This is a genomic window from Candidatus Merdisoma sp. HCP28S3_D10, assembly GCF_052065835.1.
In the GTDB taxonomy this organism is placed as follows: Bacteria; Bacillota; Clostridia; order Lachnospirales; family Lachnospiraceae; genus Laedolimicola.
Genome location: NZ_JBQHTG010000003.1, coordinates 52,548 through 69,745, shown reverse-complemented (window position 1 = coordinate 69,745; position 17,198 = coordinate 52,548). Strand labels below are relative to the sequence as shown.

General features: G+C 50.2%; 16 protein-coding genes. 2 read left to right on the top strand and 14 right to left on the bottom strand.

Annotation, left to right across the window (positions count from 1 at the left end; translation table 11 throughout):
* Window positions 1-6: 6 nt before the first annotated feature.
* The 12 genes from ACTNCH_RS08625 to ACTNCH_RS08570 form a co-directional block, all read right to left on the bottom strand.
* Window positions 7-855, bottom strand: coding sequence for an L-ribulose-5-phosphate 3-epimerase (locus tag ACTNCH_RS08625; protein WP_441018544.1), 849 nt, complete (start codon window positions 853-855; stop codon window positions 7-9).
* Window positions 856-883: 28 nt separating this feature from the next.
* Window positions 884-1,933, bottom strand: coding sequence for a hypothetical protein (locus tag ACTNCH_RS08620; protein WP_441018542.1), 1,050 nt, complete (start codon window positions 1,931-1,933; stop codon window positions 884-886).
* A 14-nt stretch (window positions 1,934-1,947) separates the two neighbouring features.
* Window positions 1,948-2,706, bottom strand: coding sequence for a DeoR/GlpR family DNA-binding transcription regulator (locus ACTNCH_RS08615; RefSeq protein ID WP_441018540.1), 759 nt, complete (start codon window positions 2,704-2,706; stop codon window positions 1,948-1,950).
* Window positions 2,707-2,830: 124 nt separating this feature from the next.
* On the bottom strand, window positions 2,831-3,127 hold the full coding sequence (locus ACTNCH_RS08610; RefSeq protein WP_349164823.1) for a PTS sugar transporter subunit IIB: 297 nt from the start codon (window positions 3,125-3,127) through the stop codon (window positions 2,831-2,833).
* A 44-nt stretch (window positions 3,128-3,171) separates the two neighbouring features.
* The gene (locus ACTNCH_RS08605) at window positions 3,172-4,662 is read right to left on the bottom strand and encodes a PTS ascorbate transporter subunit IIC (protein ID WP_441018538.1); all 1,491 of its coding nucleotides are present in this window, start codon (window positions 4,660-4,662) and stop codon (window positions 3,172-3,174) included.
* A 71-nt stretch (window positions 4,663-4,733) separates the two neighbouring features.
* Window positions 4,734-5,192, bottom strand: a complete 459-nt coding sequence (locus tag ACTNCH_RS08600) for a PTS sugar transporter subunit IIA (protein WP_158363505.1) — start codon at window positions 5,190-5,192, stop codon at window positions 4,734-4,736.
* A 26-nt stretch (window positions 5,193-5,218) separates the two neighbouring features.
* Window positions 5,219-6,322: an L-ascorbate 6-phosphate lactonase gene (ulaG, locus tag ACTNCH_RS08595; RefSeq protein ID WP_441018535.1), complete on the bottom strand. Its 1,104-nt coding sequence runs from the start codon at window positions 6,320-6,322 to the stop codon at window positions 5,219-5,221.
* A gap of 371 nt (window positions 6,323-6,693) precedes the next feature.
* The gene (locus ACTNCH_RS08590; RefSeq protein ID WP_441018533.1) at window positions 6,694-7,911 is read right to left on the bottom strand and encodes a S41 family peptidase; all 1,218 of its coding nucleotides are present in this window, start codon (window positions 7,909-7,911) and stop codon (window positions 6,694-6,696) included.
* 38 nt (window positions 7,912-7,949) lie between these two features.
* Window positions 7,950-9,209 (bottom strand): murein hydrolase activator EnvC family protein, encoded by a 1,260-nt coding sequence (locus tag ACTNCH_RS08585; protein ID WP_441018531.1) that lies wholly within the window; start codon window positions 9,207-9,209, stop codon window positions 7,950-7,952.
* A gap of 23 nt (window positions 9,210-9,232) precedes the next feature.
* The gene (ftsX, locus tag ACTNCH_RS08580) at window positions 9,233-10,141 is read right to left on the bottom strand and encodes a permease-like cell division protein FtsX (protein WP_441018529.1); all 909 of its coding nucleotides are present in this window, start codon (window positions 10,139-10,141) and stop codon (window positions 9,233-9,235) included.
* Window positions 10,131-10,820: a cell division ATP-binding protein FtsE gene (ftsE, locus tag ACTNCH_RS08575; protein ID WP_441018527.1), complete on the bottom strand. Its 690-nt coding sequence runs from the start codon at window positions 10,818-10,820 to the stop codon at window positions 10,131-10,133. Before ftsE ends, ftsX begins: the two co-directional genes overlap by 11 nt.
* Before the next feature lie 22 nt (window positions 10,821-10,842).
* Window positions 10,843-11,931 carry a PucR family transcriptional regulator gene (locus tag ACTNCH_RS08570; RefSeq protein ID WP_441018525.1) on the bottom strand — a complete coding sequence of 363 codons (1,089 nt, stop codon included), beginning with the start codon at window positions 11,929-11,931 and terminating at the stop codon, window positions 10,843-10,845.
* Window positions 11,932-12,271: 340 nt separating this feature from the next.
* On the opposite strand from ACTNCH_RS08570, the gene ACTNCH_RS08565 reads away from it, so the two are divergent.
* The gene (locus ACTNCH_RS08565) at window positions 12,272-13,135 is read left to right on the top strand and encodes a YitT family protein (protein WP_441018523.1); all 864 of its coding nucleotides are present in this window, start codon (window positions 12,272-12,274) and stop codon (window positions 13,133-13,135) included.
* Between the two features lie 233 nt (window positions 13,136-13,368).
* On the top strand, window positions 13,369-13,800 hold the full coding sequence (locus ACTNCH_RS08560; RefSeq protein WP_441018521.1) for an FMN-binding protein: 432 nt from the start codon (window positions 13,369-13,371) through the stop codon (window positions 13,798-13,800).
* Here ACTNCH_RS08560 and glgB read toward each other — a convergent pair.
* Together glgB and ACTNCH_RS08550 are read right to left on the bottom strand one after the other, a co-directional pair.
* The gene (gene glgB / locus ACTNCH_RS08555) at window positions 13,797-15,692 is read right to left on the bottom strand and encodes a 1,4-alpha-glucan branching protein GlgB (RefSeq protein ID WP_441018818.1); all 1,896 of its coding nucleotides are present in this window, start codon (window positions 15,690-15,692) and stop codon (window positions 13,797-13,799) included. The two genes, ACTNCH_RS08560 and glgB, sit on opposite strands and share 4 nt — an antisense overlap.
* 152 nt (window positions 15,693-15,844) lie before the next feature.
* Window positions 15,845-17,197, bottom strand: a complete 1,353-nt coding sequence (locus ACTNCH_RS08550; protein ID WP_441018519.1) for an alpha-amylase family glycosyl hydrolase — start codon at window positions 17,195-17,197, stop codon at window positions 15,845-15,847.
* Window position 17,198: the final 1 nt, after the last annotated feature.

Below are 17,198 nucleotides of genomic sequence, written 5' to 3'. Positions count from 1 at the left end.
CCTCCTTTAGTCGTCCACCTTCTGATCCAGGAGCTTTCTCATGGCAGAATTGGCAAAATGCAGATCTGCCTTCCAATCCTCCTTACCCAGATACCAGAACTCCGTTACAAAACGGCGCACACCGATCTTCCATGCGGTGTCAATCATCGCCGGGAAATCAACCTGTCCCTCTCCGTACATCATGTCGCGGAACTTGCCCGGAACAGTCTCCTTTAAATGCATGGCAACCACATGGCCATCACAGCTTCTAAGATCTGCAAGCACATCGGTTCCATAAGTAATTGCCGCATTATTGATATTACCACAGTCGGGATACACATTCAAGTAAGTAGAGTTGATCTCATCCACATATTTCATGGATTTTTCGCAGGTGTTCATAAATTCATTTTCCATGGTCTCAAATCCCATGAGCACGCCTGCTCTGGCTGCCATACAAACTGCTTTTTTGAGATTCCGTCCGAAACGCTCTACGGTCTCCGGCGTGGACTCGTCATAATATACGTCATAGCCTGCCAGCTGGATGATGCGGACGCCCAGATCATCTGCCAGCTGAATGGCCTTCTCCATAATCTCCAGGCTTCTTGCCTCTGTAGCCGGATCGCTGCTTCCCAGCGGGTACTTCCGGTGTCCGGACAGACACATGCTGCGGATGGGCAGTCCCACCTCGTACATGGTCTTTACCAGCTCCAAACGTTCTTCCTTTGTCCAGTCCAGACGGGCCAGCTTGTCATCGGTTTCGTCAATGCTGATTTCTACAAAATCGTATCCTGCTTCTTTCGCTGCCTCCAGCTTTTCCTTCCAGGTCAGCGTATTCGGCATAGCCTTTTCGTATAATCCAATGCTGTATGCTTTCATGTTTTATCCTTTCCTACAAAGATCCTGCTTACAGGCTCTCAATCTCATAGAACGCGATCTCGTCAATCTCACGGTTGGTGGACAGGATACCCAGCTTGTTGCCCGGCTTCTTGTATACACGGGTGTTTGCCGGTCCTACGTTGTGATCCAGAACCTCCAGGACATAATCCTTACCATCGTGATAGCATGCCATCAGATCCCGATCGCCCTTACGGTTTCCGATGATCGCCATACCCTTCCCCAGAATCTCTGCGCCCCAGATACCGTGCAGGAACTCATAGGAGCCTTCGAAGGTCTTGATACAGCTGTACTTACCGTCAACCTTCTTATAAATCTTGATGGTATCGCCGTGGAACGGGGTCATAACCAGCATTTCCTCCTCGCCGTCTCCATCGAAATCAGCAAAGGTCATATCGCTGGCCGGATCCTCTGTCAGAGTTTCTACGCTCCACTCGCCGCCCTTTTCTGCCGGCGGCGTCACCTTGAAAATGCCATTCTCGGTTCCCACGATACCGCTCATGATGCCGTCCTTTTCTATGCGGCAGTAACCATGGTTCTTCAGCAGGTTCTCCTTCAGGGGAATCAGCTTCACCTGGTTGTCCTCGTTGATATCGCTTAAATCTGCCGGAAGCTCGCCTACCCAGATCTTGCCCGGCATACTCCAGTCGTCTTTGAACTCATGGCCGGACTTCAGCGCGCAGGCAACGATATAGTTTACGCCGCCTCTGGTCAGGATATCGAAACGATGTACGAAGGGCAAATCCGCAATGGTCTTTACCGCCCAGTCATTTTTCCCCTTGGGAGAAGCCAGGATAATCTTCGCCTCCTTGGAATCGTTCGGTGAGTAAAATTTATGGGTAGCCAGGAACTCGCCGTTGCTTCCCGGAATCTGAACCATCGTCATAACTCCGCCGGGCTCGTCCCATACGGTTTCTTCCAGATTACCGTCCAGGTCAAACAGCAGGCACTTATTCACCTTCTCTGCCGCTACCAGCATATGCTCTGTTCCGTTGTAGGTCAGCGGACAGATAGAATAGCATTTTTCCAGTTCGTGTGTTTTGATTTTATTTACTTTCATTGCAGTCTCGTCTCCTAATCTACCTGATATACCCAGGTTCCCATTTCACGAAATTCACGGAGCATATCCGCCGGGGCGTTCATGTCCGTGATAATATTTTCTATTTTCTCCGGCGGACAGGATACGCCTCCTGTTCTTTCTCCGAACTTGGAGCTGTCTGCCAGAATATAAGATGCGCCGGTTACCCGCTGAAACATCATCTGATTCAGGTTTACCTCGCTCACCATCTCTGTCACCATGCCGATATCCGGGCTGATTCCCGTACATCCGATAAAGCTTTTCTTCGCGGTCACATACTCCAGACTATTTTTTGTAAAATCACCAACCATGGCGCCCTTCTGATACCGCAGTTCCCCGCCCAGAAGAATAATCGTTGCCTGAGAGGGATTCTCCTCATTGATAATATTGCCGTTATTTGTAATAATTGTTACATTCCGGCTGGTAATGTATTTTACCATAGCAAGAGCTGTGGAGCTTGTATTCAGAAGAATGCTGTCTCCATCCTCCACCAGACCGGCCGCATATTTTGCAATCCGCTCCTTCCGGAGCTCTCTGCTGTTTTTTCGCGGTACTTCCGCATTTCCTGTCCTTGCGCCTCCGTAAAAGCGCTCCAGGAGTTTATGTTCTTCCAGATACTGGAGATCGCGCCGAATCGTCAGAGGAGAAACCTGCAGCATTTCCGACAGGCTGCTGACTGACACATCTCCATCATTTCTTACGGTCTCCAGGATTTTCTCTCTTCGACTGTTCACAATGGAACGGCTTGTTTTCACGGCATTTCACTCCTTCTTGTATCCTTTTGAATCATATCCATCAGAAAAACGCTCCCCCATGGCCTTCCAGCCACGGGGAAGCGCCCTCGTTGTTACTGCAAACAGTAATTTCCTGTTTTACTTATTACTCAAGCGGTACTCCGGATGCTTTCAGTTTTTCTTCCATCTCTGCCTGAGACATTACGTTCTTCAGACCGATTACATGGACACCCTTTGCTTCTGCTTCCTTGAACATGGAGATGAAGTTCAGCGGGCAGAATACTACATCAAACTGGGTTGCAGAGCTCTTTCCCTCAGAAAGAGAGCAGTGATGCAGCTTTCCAACCTTGATACCCAGGGATTTTACAACCTTCTCTGTAGTCATCTTCATCATCAGACTTGTTCCTGCGCCATTTGCGCAGCAAACCAAAATGTTCAGCATTGTCGTTTCCTCCTATCGGATTAACTAGTATATTTGACGAATCTTTATTCAGCCTTCTTAGCCTTCAGCTCTTTGTATGCTTCCCAGTCCTCAGTCATCATGAAGTAGCCTTCCTTGTCAGCTCTGTACTGCAGCTGCGGGATAGCCAGCAGGGCAACAATTACAATTGCCAGACCTGCGTAGCTTAAGTACTTCATCAGAACTGTGAATACCGGCCATACAACTGCCCAGTCCCACATACCAAGGTATCCGCCGTATGCTGCCATGCCTACCCAGCCTGCGATTAACGCAGAACCGAATACCTGGCACAGACCGGAGATAAACGGCAGGATAAGCGCTGCTTTCAGACCGCCCTTGTTATTAGCATACACCGCGATGGTCGCATTGTCAAAGAAAACAGGTACGAATCCGGCAATTACCAGTACCGGGCTCTTCAGAATAATCAGTGCCGCGATTGCGATAAACTGTCCAAGAGCACCAGCCAGGAAACCAATCGGTACTGCGTTCGGAGAACCGAAACCGTAAGATACCGCACAGTCTACTGCCGGTACGGAACCCGGGAGCCACTTATTGGCAATACCCTGGAAGGAATTGGTCAGCTCTGTTACGAAGGTACGAACACCCAGCTGCAGGATTGCCAGATATACTGCGAAGTTCAGGCAGACAGTCAGGATATAGAACAGGAAACTCTGTCCTTCCTTCATGAATCCGGCCTCAGTCAGATAATCTCTGCCAAGAACCAGAAGGATTGCTCCAAAGAATACCGTCATCAGGATTGCGGTACATACCATGTTCTCATTGAAGATAGACATAAAGCCCGGAAGTTCGATATCCTCCAGCTTCTTGGAAGCCTCTTTGCCCTTCTTTACATCGCGCTCATGCATTTTGCCTGCGATCCAGGAGAACAGTGCCACTCCCATGATCTGCTGATGTCCAAGACAGAAGCCTGCGCCGTCTGTCAGCTCCTGGGTCGGCTTAATGGTCAGGTTGGAGCCTACTGCCCAGTACAGACCAAGTACGATTGCCATTACGACCAGAAGCGCTGTGTTATTGGTAGCCAGTCCCGGCAGTGCAAACAGGAGCAGCCAGTAAGCTGTGGAAGCCTGCTGTACCTGTACATGACCTGTGGTAAACAGGGAACGAAGCTTTGTCACCTTACTGAAACGAACCAGTAAAATGTTGATGATAAACGCAATCAGAAGAAGCAGCATAACCTGTGAGAAGGGCTTTCCAAATACTTCCTCCACTCCTGCGGTTACCGCGTTCTGTCCGAAATACGGGTCGATAACCATAGCGTCCAGATTGAAACGATCCTTCAGACCTACCAGCACCGGACGGAAGTTGCTTACCAGTCCGCCGGAACCTGCTGCCAAGATCATGTAACCTACGACTGCCTTGATAGTTCCGCCAAGTACATCATACCAGGGTTTCTTCAGCAGAATGTAACCAATCAAAACGATCAGGCCGATCATCCATGCCGGCTGCTGCAGAATGTTCGTAGCAAAGTACGACCATGCTCTCATTAAAATATCCATAACTCTTTTCCTCCTACATTTTCCCCTTTATCTTTAACCGCAACCCGCCCTCACGGGCCGCGATCAGGTTCTTATTTGTCCAGATACTTCTCCTGAAGCTTCAGCAGATCCTCCGGCCCCTCAGCCTTCAGAAGCTCTGCTACCAGCTCCTCATTCATCAGCATTTCCGACAGACGCATCATATTGTTCAGATGCTGATCCGGATTGCAGGATGCCAGGGTGAAGAACAGCTGAGCGTCCTTTTCCGGGTCATTCGGGTCAAAGCTGACCGGCTTCTCCAGCTTCATAAAGCCGATGGCCGTCTTGTTGACACCGACTGCGCCCTCCTGGGAATGCGGCATCGCGATGTTCGGCATGATTACGATATACGGACCGTACTTGCGAACGCACTCTACGATATCATGGGCGTAATTGGATTCTACCGTTCCGTCTGCCTCCAGGGACTTGCAGCTCATGATGATAGCGTCTTCCCAGTCCTTTGCTTCCTTGGCAAACAGATAATGCTTCTTTTCTACAAACTCTCTTAACATAATCCCTTTCTCCCTTATTCCAAAGCTTACAGACAGGAACGGAACGGAATGTTCTGGGGATGCTCGAAGCAGTCCTCAAAGCCTCTTCTGTGATGATAGTAAATCTTATCCTTGTCCTGGGGATAGGTGTACTTTCCACCTACCTGCCAGAAGAACGGATGGAACTTGTACTCGTTTCTGTCCTTCTTGAAATCATACAGCAGCTTGATCTCGTCGCAGTCTGCCTGGAAGTTGGTCCATACGTCCCAGTGAATCGGGACAACAACCTTACACCGCAGGTTCTCAGCCATACGAAGGATATCTACAGAGCTCATCTTATCCTGCATACCGATGGGGTTCTCACCGAAGGAACCAAATGCAACATCGATATCATAATCCTTACCATGCTTTGCAAAGTAAATGGAGAAGTGAGAATCACCGGAGTGATAGATGTTTCCGCCCGGAGTCTTAACCAGGTAGTTTACTGCCTTATCGTCCATATCCGTGGGGCAAACGCCTGTCAGCTCTTCTCTGTTCTCGCTGGTATCGTCTGTGGTAACGATACAGGTACGGTCAAAGCTGTCCAGAGCAACGATCTCCAGGTCCTTGATCTTGATGGTATCGCCCGGCTTTACAGTAATGCAGCGGTCTTCCGGAACGCCCCATTTTACCCAGGTCTCTACAGACTTCTTCGGTCCGATGAAGGGTACCGGAATCTCTTTGCCGTTCTCATCGGTCGTAGTCATTCCGCTCTGGATTACATGTGCTGCCCACTCTGCAGACATATGATCCTGATGGTAATGGGTTGCCAGAACTGCGTCCACATGCTTGAAAGCAAACGGGTCAATGACGAAGGGTACGTTTCTCAGGTTCGGCTGCATCAAACGTCCGCCGCACATATTTGCCATCTGATGGCCCGGCTTCATCTTGTTGTCGCCGTGGGTTCTCTTACCGTTTCCGCACCACAGGTCGATGGTGATATTGGTGTCAGCCGGTGTCTTAAACCATACGCCGGTACATCCCAGCCACCACATAGCCACGTTTCCGGGAGCTACAACCTCGTTCTCGATATCTTCTACGAGCCAGGTTCCCCACTCCGGAAAGGTGCTTTTGATCCAGCTGTCTCTTGTCATTTCACTAATTTTGGACATTTCTCAAATCTCCCTTTCTTCTTGGATATTTATATTCTTGGTTTCTTTTTTCTTATGTGCTTATCATACAAAATCACCTCTTATCTTGCAAGGTTTTATATGAACGTTTTGCAATATTTTATGTTCATTTTATGTATGTTTTGATATTTTTGTAGCATTAAACAAATTTTCTGTGCTTATTGCACGAATTTAAAAACAATCTTTTTGCATTTTGACTAAATTACTTCATTTATATGAACGTTTTGAATTTTTATGTTTTGTATGCATGTTATGTCACATGGGGTTTTACAGATTTTTATGACTTTTTAGAATATTTTATGATTTGCAGATAAAAACCCTGTCCGCAATCCTCCGAACAGGGTTTCCACTCTCTATTTTTCTGTTAAGATCTCCACAGCCTTCTGAAGCTGGTTATCCTTCTCCTCCGGAATCGTGATCGCGTTGGCCACGTCCGCGTCCAGCTCCACCTCCACGTCGGGCGCTATGCCGATTCCGTGGATATTGTTGCCCTTGGGCGTATAATACTTGGATACGGTCAGCTTCACAGCCGTACCGTCGCTTAAGGGATACACCTTCTGGACAATGCCCTTGCCAAAGGTCTGGGTTCCCACCAGCGTGCCGATTCCGTAATCCTTGATGGCCCCGGCGAAGATTTCCGAAGCGCTGGCGCTGTTTCCATTGACCAGGACAGCCAACGGTTTATCGAAATAGTTCTCGGCGTCGGACTTCAGTTCCTCCCGGTTGCCGTATTTGTCTTCTGTGTATACAATCAGCCCTTCCGGAAGCAGGCGGTCGAGAATGCTGCCCGCGCTGGACACCAGGCCGCCTCCGTTGTTGCGAAGGTCGATAATCAGCGCAGTCTCGCCCTGATTTTCCAGATCCTCCAGAGCGGTCAGGAACTGATTGACCGTCACATCATCAAAGCTGGCGATGGAAATATAGCCGATATTGCCGTCCAGCATCCTGTGCTCTACCGTAGAGATCTCAATGGTTCTGCGTTCCACGTCAAAGGTCAGATAATCGTTTTCCCCTTCCCTGGCTACGGAAATCGGAACCGTCGTACCTTCCGCTCCCTTTACCATGGAAACCACCTTGGTCAGATCCTCTCCGGTCACCTCTGTATCCTGCACCTTGTAAATGAGATCTCCCGGAAGAAGTCCGGCCTCTTCCGCAGGCGAGCCCTCAAAGACACGGGTAATGGTGATGATTCCGGTGGTCATATTCTGGCTCATTTCCACGCCAATGCCAAAATAGCTTCCGTTGGTGGAATCTATCATGCTTTTGTATTCTTCCTCTGTGTAGTAAGCTGCATAGGCGTCGTCCAGGCCGGCAATCATACCCTTATAGAGATAATTTTCCACTTTTTCCGTATCAATCTCATTCAGATAGTACTTCTGGACCAGCGCCTCAATCTCGGTAAGCTTTCCCTCCACCTCTGAGCTTGTCAGATTCATCTGGCCGCTTTCTGTTTTTCTGTCATCCGACACCTTTGTCAGAGCCCTGCTGCCAAAGAAGGCTCCTCCGGCCACCAGCGCAGTTACCACCACACCGACGGCGATTCCCCTGATAAACTGCTTCTTGTTTTCCATAATTCCAGTATATGTCCTTATCCTTCGTCCAATTCCACCTAGCCTACATAACCCAGCGGGTTTACATAACTTCCATTCTTGATCACGCCAAAATGCAAATGGTTGCCGGTAGAATATCCGGTAGAGCCTACTGCGGCGATGGACTGTCCGGCGCTCACCGTCTGCCCGGCGCTCACATACAATGCAGAGCAGTGCATGTATACGGTAGACAGACCGTTTCCATGGGAAATAACAATGTAATTGCCTGCAGAGCTGCTGTAAGTAGCTGTAGTCACCCGTCCGCCTGCCGCAGCTATAATCGACGCTCCGTAGGAAGCACCGATATCGATGCCCTTATGGTTGGTTGACGCGCCTGCCGTAGGCTGGGCGCGGTTTCCAAAGCCGCTGGTGATCCGTTTGCTGCTGGGACAGGGCCACAGAAAGCCGGAGGCTCCGCCGTCGCCGTCGCCGTCCTGGGCGTTGGCTGCCGCTGCCGCCGCAATCTGCTGCTCAATCTGATCGAGCAGCTTCTGCTGCTTGGCCAGATCTGCCTTATATTCCTCCGCGTTACTGTTTTCACTGTCGATCTGGCTCTGATAACTCTGAATCTGGGCTGTCTTGGTCTTGATCAACGCATCCACGGTCTTCTTCTGCTCAGCGGCCGCGTCCGCCATGGCATCCAGCTCTTCCTTCTCAGCTTCCAGCTGCTTTTTCTTTTCCTCTACCGCCTGCTTCTGGGCGATATATTCCTCCAGCATGCTCCGGTCGTAGGCTGTCACCTGCTCCGCATAGCTGGATTTGTTCAGAAAATCCGCCATGCTTTCCGACGTCAGCAGCAATTCCAGATAGGAAGGATTCCCGTTCTCATAGAGGTACTGAATCCGTTTCTTCATATCCTCATACTGCCGGTCCGCCGTCGCGATTGCTTCCTCCAGTTCGCCCTCTGCCACTGTGATTTCTTCTTTTTTTACCGCAATATCTCCGTTCAGCCGTTCGATCTGCTTTGCCAGATCATTGGCCTCCGTGTCCAGCTTGGAAATATAAGTTTCCAGATTGCTCTTACTGTTCTTCAAATCGGAAATTTTCTTTTTCACATCGCTGATATCGGACTTGATATCCTTGATCTTATCCAGCGTATCCTGCTTTTTATCCTCCAGATCGCTGGTGTCAATTTTCTCCGTCCGGGTGGTCTTCGCATCAGATCCGTCCGTAGAAATCTGTGCCTCTGTCGCCGATACCCTCAGATTATCCTTTGTGAAAATACAGCCAACCGCAAGCGCCGCTATCAGAAGTGCGCTTACCACACGCGTTCTTTTCATCCGTTTTTCCTTTTCTTAACTTTCTAAACCTTCAGGTGCTTCCGTATCGTAAAGAAGCTGCCGAAGAAGCCGATACCCACGCCCAGCGCCAGGCCCACCGGAAGCAGAATCCGGAACATTTCATTTACCGGAAGGAACTGCAGAAGCCCTGTCAGCGCATTGAACTTATCTCCCACAAAGCCCACAAGCTGTGTATACAGATAATACAGCAGCGCCAGCGGGAAAGCAGCACCCAGGATTCCGATGATGATACCCTCCACTACGAAGGGGGCCTTGACGAAGCCGTTGGTGGCTCCGATTAGCTTCATGATCGCAATTTCTTCTTTGCGGACCGCGATACCGATGGTGACCGTATTGCTGATCAGGAAGACCGATACGCACAGCAGCAAAATAATCACTGCTACAGAAATATAACCAATCAGCATATTGAAATTCGTCAGAATATCTGCCACCTGGGCAGACTGATTAATCTTACGGACACCTTCCACGCTGCCCAGCCATTCTACCAGGCTCTCCTGCTGTTCCACATTCTTCAAATAAATCTCATAATGGGCCTGATTGGCCAGCGGATTATCATCTGCAAAGCCCTCCGCAAGCTGGGGGTTATCTTTAAAGTAAATCGCCTTATACTGTTCCCAGGATTCCTCCGCGGATACAAAGACTGCCTCGGACACCTCGCTCCGGGCCTGGATTTTTTCACCAATAGCCTGAATGTCCTCCTCGGACATTCCTTCGTCAAAGAATACGGTAACTGCTACGGATTTTTCCGCTTCTTTTACCATATACTGGAAATTTTCTACCACACAGAAAAAGATCCCAAACAGGAAAATGCAGGCAGACATAGTGGCAACCGACGCCAGGGAAAACATTTTGTTACGCCAGATATTTTTCAGGCCCTGCTTCAGGCAGTAGCCGATGGAACTAATTCGCATTCTGTGTGTACCCAGCGTTGCGCTCGTCACTGATTATGACGCCTTTGTTCATGACAATTACCCGTTTCTTCATCTGATCTACAATCTCCTGGTTATGCGTTACCACCAGCACGGTCGTACCACGCTCGTTGATGGTCTCCAGAAGCTTCATAATCTCTCTGGAATTCTTCGGATCCAGATTACCGGTAGGCTCGTCGGCCAGTAGAATATTCGGCCGGTTTACCAGTGCCCTCGCCAGGGCAACTCTCTGCTGTTCTCCTCCGGAGAGCTGCTTCGGGAAAGACTTGTACTTCTCCGCCAGGCCTACCAGGGAAAGCATCTTCGGCACATTTTTCCGGATATCCTTGGTGGGCGTAGCGATAACCCGCTGCGCAAAGGCGATATTTTCATAGACGTTCCGATCCTTCAGAAGACGGAAGTCCTGAAATACCACACCCAGCTTTCTGCGGTATTTGGGAATCGCCTTCGCCTTCATCCGGTTCAGATTGATTCCGTTTACCTTGATGGTTCCGGAGCTTGGCTCAAGCTCCTTCAGAAGCAGCTTGATCAGCGTGGACTTGCCGGAACCGCTGTTTCCTACGATAAAGACAAATTCGCCCTTGTCAATGTGCAGGGTCACGCCGTTTAAGGCCTGCACGCCGGTGGCATAGGACTTTGTCACATTTTGCATGTCAATCATTTTTTCACTCCTCAGCCGTAGCTTAATATTCCATGGATTCCATGTACTTCATGTACTTTACTACCATCAGCGCAATCTTGAAGGTAATCGCGTCCTCGAACACCCGAAGATCAAGGCCGGTACTCTTCTGCAGCTTATCCAGGCGGTACACCAGCGTATTCCGGTGGATATAAAGCTGTCTGGAGGTCTCGGACACATTCAGGCTGTTTTCAAAAAACTTGTTGATGGTAGTCAGCGTCTCCTCATCAAAATCATCCGGAGACTTGCCGTCAAAGATTTCCCGGATAAACATTTTGCACAGCGGAATCGGAAGCTGATAAATCAGACGGCCGATACCCAGCGTACTGTACGCAACAACATCCTTCTCATCAAAGAAAATCTTGCCGACGTCAAGAGCCATTCTCGCCTCTTTATAAGAACGGGACACTTCCTTAATCTCTCCTACGATTGTGCCGTAAGCCACGTGTACCCTTTCGCCCTCTTCGTTGTTCAGTAGATCGCAGATAACCCTGGCTGTCCGGTTCAGCTCCGGATAACCTTCGTTATCCGCCAGCTCCTTCACCACGATGATATTCTTCTCGTCCACCGCCGTGATAAAATCATGGGACTTGGCTCCAAACAGGGTGCGTACATTTTCCAGGGAAGCCGTATCCTCCTCCCGGCCCGTCTCAATGACAAAGACTGCCCTGCGCACCTCTGTCTGGATATGCAGCTTCTTGGCACGGTTGTAAATATCTACCAGAAGCAGGTTGTCCAGAAGCAGGTTCTTGATAAAATTATCTTTATCGAAACGCTCCTTATATGCAACCAGTAAATTCTGGATCTGGAATACCACCAGCTTGCCAATCATATAAGCATCCTCGCTTCCGCCGTTCAGCAGAAGAATATATTCCAGCTGATTGTCGTCAAATATTTTAAAGAATTGGAAGCCCTGAATCACCTGACTGTCCGCCGGAGAATCTATGAAAGCCATTACAGAGCCTGTATAGGCGTCTGCCTCCGGAAATGTGGACACAAGTACCTTTCCTTCTGTGTCAATGATGCAAAGATCGATCCTGGTAATGCCCTTGAGCCCGTCTATCGTGTTCTGTAATACCTGATTTGAAATCATAACTCTCCGCTCCTTTTTTTCATATAGTTTTTATTTTGTGCATATCGCCAGTCCCTCTCCTCGTTCATTTCTGGCAATATTTACAATAAAAACACGCCTATTTCTATCAAAACACAAATACTTACTCTATATAGTAATGCAAAATTACAAAATTGAAAAGAGGAAATACAAATTTTTTATGCATTTCCTCAAGTTTTTTCCATTTCATTCCCTAATTTTTCCTTATACATTGTTCACAAAGAGCCTTTCCCATGTTTCCCTTGCTTTTTTTCCCTTCCTATGTTAGCTTTGATCTTAGCAATGGATTTGAACGAGAATATTTCTGAAAGGATTTTTTATCATGTCATCTGCAAAAAAAATGAAACTGAAAGACATTTTGCTGATTATTATAGGAACCGGCCTGATGGCCTTTGCCGTCGCTTCGATTTTCGATCCGGTCAGCCTGATCACCGGAGGCTTTTCCGGTCTGGCCATCATTATCCGTCAGCTCTCATCCAGGCTGATCCCCGGCGGCATTCCCCTTTCTGTCACAAACCTGGCCCTGAATATTCCATTTCTGCTGCTGGCTATGAAGCTGAAAGGCTTCCGCTATGTCCTGCGGACAGGCTTTGCCACCATTATGCTGTCCTTCTGGCTCTCCGTTCTTCCGGTCGTCCCCATTGCCGGTGACGATCTGCTTCTCTCCGCCCTGTACGGCGGTCTTATCGTAGGAGCCGGCATTGGTCTGGTCTTCGTAGCACAGGCTACCACCGGGGGCACCGACCTGATCGCGGCGCTGATTCAGCATTTCCTGCGGCATTACAGTACCGCCTCTATCATGTGGATCCTGGATACTCTGATCGTCTTGTTCGGAGCCTACCTGTTCGGCATCCAGATGACGCTTTACGCAATCATCGCCATCTATCTGACCTCCCGTGTGGCGGACGGTCTCATAGACGGTCTGAAATTCTCCAAGGCAGCCTTCATTATCACCGAGAATCCCGACCAGGTAGCCACCCTTCTCATGGAAGATCTGGATCGGGGCGTCACCGGTATCTCCGCCACCGGTATGTACTCCGGCACCGCCAAAAATATGCTGTTCTGCGTGGTATCCAAAAAGGAGATTGTCATGCTGAAGGAACTGACTAAAGAATGTGATCCCAATGCCTTCGTCATCGTAACCGATGTGCGGGAGGTACTGGGCGAAGGCTTTATCGAGCGGTAGAACGCTAACCTATATGCTATAACAGGGCAGGGACTGTGTATTTTATCATGTGTGCAGCTTTTTAGCGGACGCTGTGTGTCTCCTGCGGACCTTGCGTCCGTGGGAGACATACAGTGTCAGATAAACGATGCACACAGATAAATACACAGTCCCTGCCCGTTTGTGGTATGATACGTATATCCTGCTTCCCTCCTGCATATTCTGTAACAATCGACCCCGCAGGAGGCATTCCCTTGAGTTCCAAAACCAAAATCGTCGTACTCCGTATGAAAGAGCTGATCTACACCGGGATCTTTGTGGCCCTCGGAATCCTGCTGATTCTGCTGCTGGTGTATATGTTCGCGCCGAAGGATTCAAAAAGCGCCGCTTCTGCTGATACCGCTTATATCCCGGGCGTCTATACCTCCTCCATCACGCTGGGCGGCAACGCCATAGACGTATCTGTCACAGTCAGCGATCACCGCATTGAATCCATCGCCTTCACTCACTTGGATGAAGCTGTGGAAACCATGTACCCGCTGATGCAGCCCGCCCTGGACAGTCTGGCAGAGCAGATCTGCGAAACCCAGTCCCTGGAGGATCTCAGCTATTCATCGGACACCCGCTACACCTCCCAGGCAATCCTGGGCGCAGTGGAGCGGGCGCTGGAAAAAGCCCGGCCTTAGAATTCAAATACCGCCACGCCATATGCCGGAAGCGGATACGCGATAGAATAAGGCTGGCCGTCGCACTCGCCGGTCTCGGCTTTGTAAATGCCGGGTTTGGTCTTACCGCTGCCGCCAAACTCAGCCGCGTCGCTGTCCAGAACTAGCTTGTACTGTTTTTTCTTCGGCACGCCCACCCGGTAATCGGGACGCTCTACCGGCGTGAAGTTGCAGACAAAGAGCAGGCTCTTCTTTTTCTCCTTATCAAAGCGCATGAAAGAGAAGATACTGCGATATCCATCGTTGGCGTTGATCCACTGGAAGCCCTCCGGTCTGGTGTCCTGCTGATACAGGGCCGGGGTCTTCTTATAGAGATGGAGCAACGCCTTTACAAAGCTCTGAAGTTCCCGGTGCTGATCCTGCTCCAGCAGATACCAGTCAAGCTCTCTGGCCTCGCTCCACTCCTGCAGCTGCGCAAAATCCTGCCCCATAAACAGAAGCTTCTTTCCCGGGTGGCCCAGCATAAACGCATAGGCCGCCTTCAGGTTCGCGAACTTTTCCTCATACTCGCCCGGCATTTTGTTGATCATGGAACACTTCAGATGTACCACCTCGTCGTGGGACAGCACCAGAATGTAATTCTCGCTGTAGGCATAGGTCATCGCAAAGGTCATCAGATTATGGGCTCCCTTACGGAAATAGGGATCCAGCTTCATGTATTCCAGGAAATCGTTCATCCAGCCCATATTCCATTTGAAGGAAAAGCCCAGGCCATCGTCCTCCGGTCTTCCCGTAACCATCGGCCAGGCTGTAGACTCCTCGGCAATGGTCACCACGCCCGGGTTTCGGCCCAGCAGTACGGAATTCAGGTGCTTGAAGAACTCGATAGCCTCCAGGTTTTTATTGCCGCCAAACTTGTTCGGAACCCACTGACCTGCCTCCTTGCCGTAATCCAGATACAGCATGGAAGCTACGGCGTCTACCCGGAGTCCGTCCACATGGAACTCTTCCACCCAGTACAGGGCATTGGCAATCAGGAAGTTCTTGACCTCATTCATCTCATAATTGAAAATCTTGGTACCCCAGTCGGGATGCTCTCCCTTTCTTGGATCCGGATACTCATACAGGGGCTGGCCGTCGAAATCTGCCAGTCCTTGGGCGTCCTTCGGAAAATGGGCCGGAACCCAGTCCAGAATCACGCCGATTTTCTTCTGGTGCAGATAGTCGATCAGATACATAAAGTCTTTCGGGCTTCCATGACGGGAGGTAGGCGCGTAATAGCCTGTCACCTGATAACCCCAGGATCCGTCAAAGGGATGCTCCGCAATGCCCATCAGTTCCACGTGGGTGTAGCCCATCTCATGGACATAGTCCGCCAGCTCATGGGCCAGCTCCCGGTAACTGTAATAGCCGTCCTCGTCGGATCCGTGGGGATGCCTTCTCCAGGAACCCGGATGTACCTCGTAGATGGACATGGGCTCTTCCTTCGGTTCCTTCTTTTTTCTTGTATTCATCCAATCCCCGTCAGACCACTGATAACCGGAGATATCGGATACCTTTGACGCGGTTCCGGGCCGCAGTTCCGATTCCGTCGCATAAGGATCTGCCTTGTAAAGCAGCCTGTGATCCTGGGACTCAATCAGATATTTGTAAAGACTTCCCAGCTGTACGCCCGGCACAAACAGCTCCCAGATACCCAGCGGATCCAGTCTCTTCATCGGGTGGCTGCGCTCATTCCAGCCGTTAAATTCACCGATGACATACACCTCCAGCGCATGGGGCGCCCAGACCGCAAAATGCACGCCCTTCTGTCCGTCCACCTCTGTCAGATGTGCGCCCAGCTTCCGGAAAATATCGTAATGATTGCCCTGACCGAACAGATACTGGTCAAAATCAGAGATAAAGCAGGACATCTCCGGCTTCTGCGCCTTTGCTTTCGCTGCCTTTACCGCTGCTATTTTTACCGGTTTATTTCCCTGCGCGGCTCTCTTCGCCGCCTTTTCTGCCTCTCTTACTTTGGCGTCCGCCCGTGTTCTCTTCCCTTTCATAATCTCACCCCTGTTTTTTATTCCATAATAAATACCGCGCTTCCATACGCGGGCATTTCCCAGATAATTCTGCCGTCCCGAAGCTCTGCTCCCGTATCCGTCAGTGCTTCCCTTGCGCCTCCCGCAGATACCGGACAGTTGATCTCGAAATGAGCCGGATTGCTGTCATTGTTTACTGCCACAACCACTGCGCTGTCTCCCAGGATTCTGGCAAACGCGTACTGCCGGTTGGTCAGCATAAGCTCCCGGTATACGCCGTCGGCCAGCGCCGGATTCTCCCGGCGAACCGCTCCCAGCCTGCAGAGCAGCCCTTTCAGCTCCGGTATCGGCGCCCTCTCTTCCATCTCGGAAAGCACCAGACGGGGACGAAGCCCGTCGTCGCAGGTTCCCTCCTTCCGGCCCTCCACGCCCCACTCGCCGCCGTAGTAGACAGACGGGATTCCGGGCAGTGTATACAGCAGTGTGTATACCGACTGTAAAAAGCCTTTTTCATTTAGCTTATTGACAATCCGATCCACGTCGTGGTTCTCCACGAAGGAATAGAGCCTGCAGCCCCTATAGATACCGCCGTTCGCGTCAAACTGCCGCCGGATCGTATGGGCGATCTCAAAATAATTATGATCGTTGTGGCCGGAATACAGTCCCTTCCACAGCTCGTAATTGGTCACGGAGTGAAGCGTCTCCGGATTGACCCAGCGGGCGTAATCCCCGTGAATTACCTCGCCCATCAGCCAGAAGTCCTCTTTCTTCTGGGAGGTCACCCACCGCAGCTCTTTCATAAAATCAAACTGCAGACAATCGGCGCAGTCCAGACGGATGCCGTCAATATCAAACTCGTCAATCCAGAACCGTACCACGTCCAGAAGATAATCCTTCACGCCCCGATCCCAGAGATTCAGGTTCGCCAGTTCAAAGCAGTTGTGCCAGGCCTTATAATAAAAGCCGTCGTTATAATGGGTGTTGCCCTCAAAGCTCACGTCCTGATACCAGTAACGGTAAGGGGAGTTTTCACGGTTTTTCTGAATATCCTGGAAAGCGAAAAATTCCCGTCCCGTGTGATTGAATACGCCGTCCACAACCACCCGGATGCCGTTCTCATGGCACAACTTCACAAAGTGCTTCAAGTCCTCATTATCGCCCAGGCGGCTGTCCACCTGCTTATAATCCTTCGTATCGTAGCCATGGCTGGTAGACTCGAACAGCGGCCCGATGTAGGTGGCGGTAAAACTGCATTCCTTCATATGACGCACCCAACCGTCCAGCTCCCTTAAGCGGTGTACCGTCCCCTCCTCTGTATGGGTCTTTGGCGCTCCCAGAAGCCCCAGCGGATAAATGTGATAAAAAATGGCTTCTTCATACCATTTTGCCATC

What these genes read in the sequence shown, in the direction of transcription:
- ACTNCH_RS08625 (WP_441018544.1), bottom strand. Translation starts at nt 855, where the DNA reads ATGAAAGCATACAGCATTGGATTATACGAAAAGGCTATGCCGAATACG.
- ACTNCH_RS08620 (WP_441018542.1), bottom strand. Translation starts at nt 1,933, where the DNA reads ATGAAAGTAAATAAAATCAAAACACACGAACTGGAAAAATGCTATTCT.
- ACTNCH_RS08610 (WP_349164823.1), bottom strand. Translation starts at nt 3,127, where the DNA reads ATGCTGAACATTTTGGTTTGCTGCGCAAATGGCGCAGGAACAAGTCTG.
- ACTNCH_RS08605 (WP_441018538.1), bottom strand. Translation starts at nt 4,662, where the DNA reads ATGGATATTTTAATGAGAGCATGGTCGTACTTTGCTACGAACATTCTG.
- ACTNCH_RS08600 (WP_158363505.1), bottom strand. Translation starts at nt 5,192, where the DNA reads ATGTTAAGAGAGTTTGTAGAAAAGAAGCATTATCTGTTTGCCAAGGAA.
- ulaG (WP_441018535.1), bottom strand. Translation starts at nt 6,322, where the DNA reads ATGTCCAAAATTAGTGAAATGACAAGAGACAGCTGGATCAAAAGCACC.
- ACTNCH_RS08590 (WP_441018533.1), bottom strand. Translation starts at nt 7,911, where the DNA reads ATGGAAAACAAGAAGCAGTTTATCAGGGGAATCGCCGTCGGTGTGGTG.
- ACTNCH_RS08585 (WP_441018531.1), bottom strand. Translation starts at nt 9,209, where the DNA reads ATGAAAAGAACGCGTGTGGTAAGCGCACTTCTGATAGCGGCGCTTGCG.
- ftsX (WP_441018529.1), bottom strand. Translation starts at nt 10,141, where the DNA reads ATGCGAATTAGTTCCATCGGCTACTGCCTGAAGCAGGGCCTGAAAAAT.
- ftsE (WP_441018527.1), bottom strand. Translation starts at nt 10,820, where the DNA reads ATGATTGACATGCAAAATGTGACAAAGTCCTATGCCACCGGCGTGCAG.
- ACTNCH_RS08570 (WP_441018525.1), bottom strand. Translation starts at nt 11,931, where the DNA reads ATGATTTCAAATCAGGTATTACAGAACACGATAGACGGGCTCAAGGGC.
- ACTNCH_RS08565 (WP_441018523.1), top strand. Translation starts at nt 12,272, where the DNA reads ATGTCATCTGCAAAAAAAATGAAACTGAAAGACATTTTGCTGATTATT.
- glgB (WP_441018818.1), bottom strand. Translation starts at nt 15,692, where the DNA reads ATGTCCTGCTTTATCTCTGATTTTGACCAGTATCTGTTCGGTCAGGGC.
- ACTNCH_RS08550 (WP_441018519.1), bottom strand. Translation starts at nt 17,197, where the DNA reads ATGGCAAAATGGTATGAAGAAGCCATTTTTTATCACATTTATCCGCTG.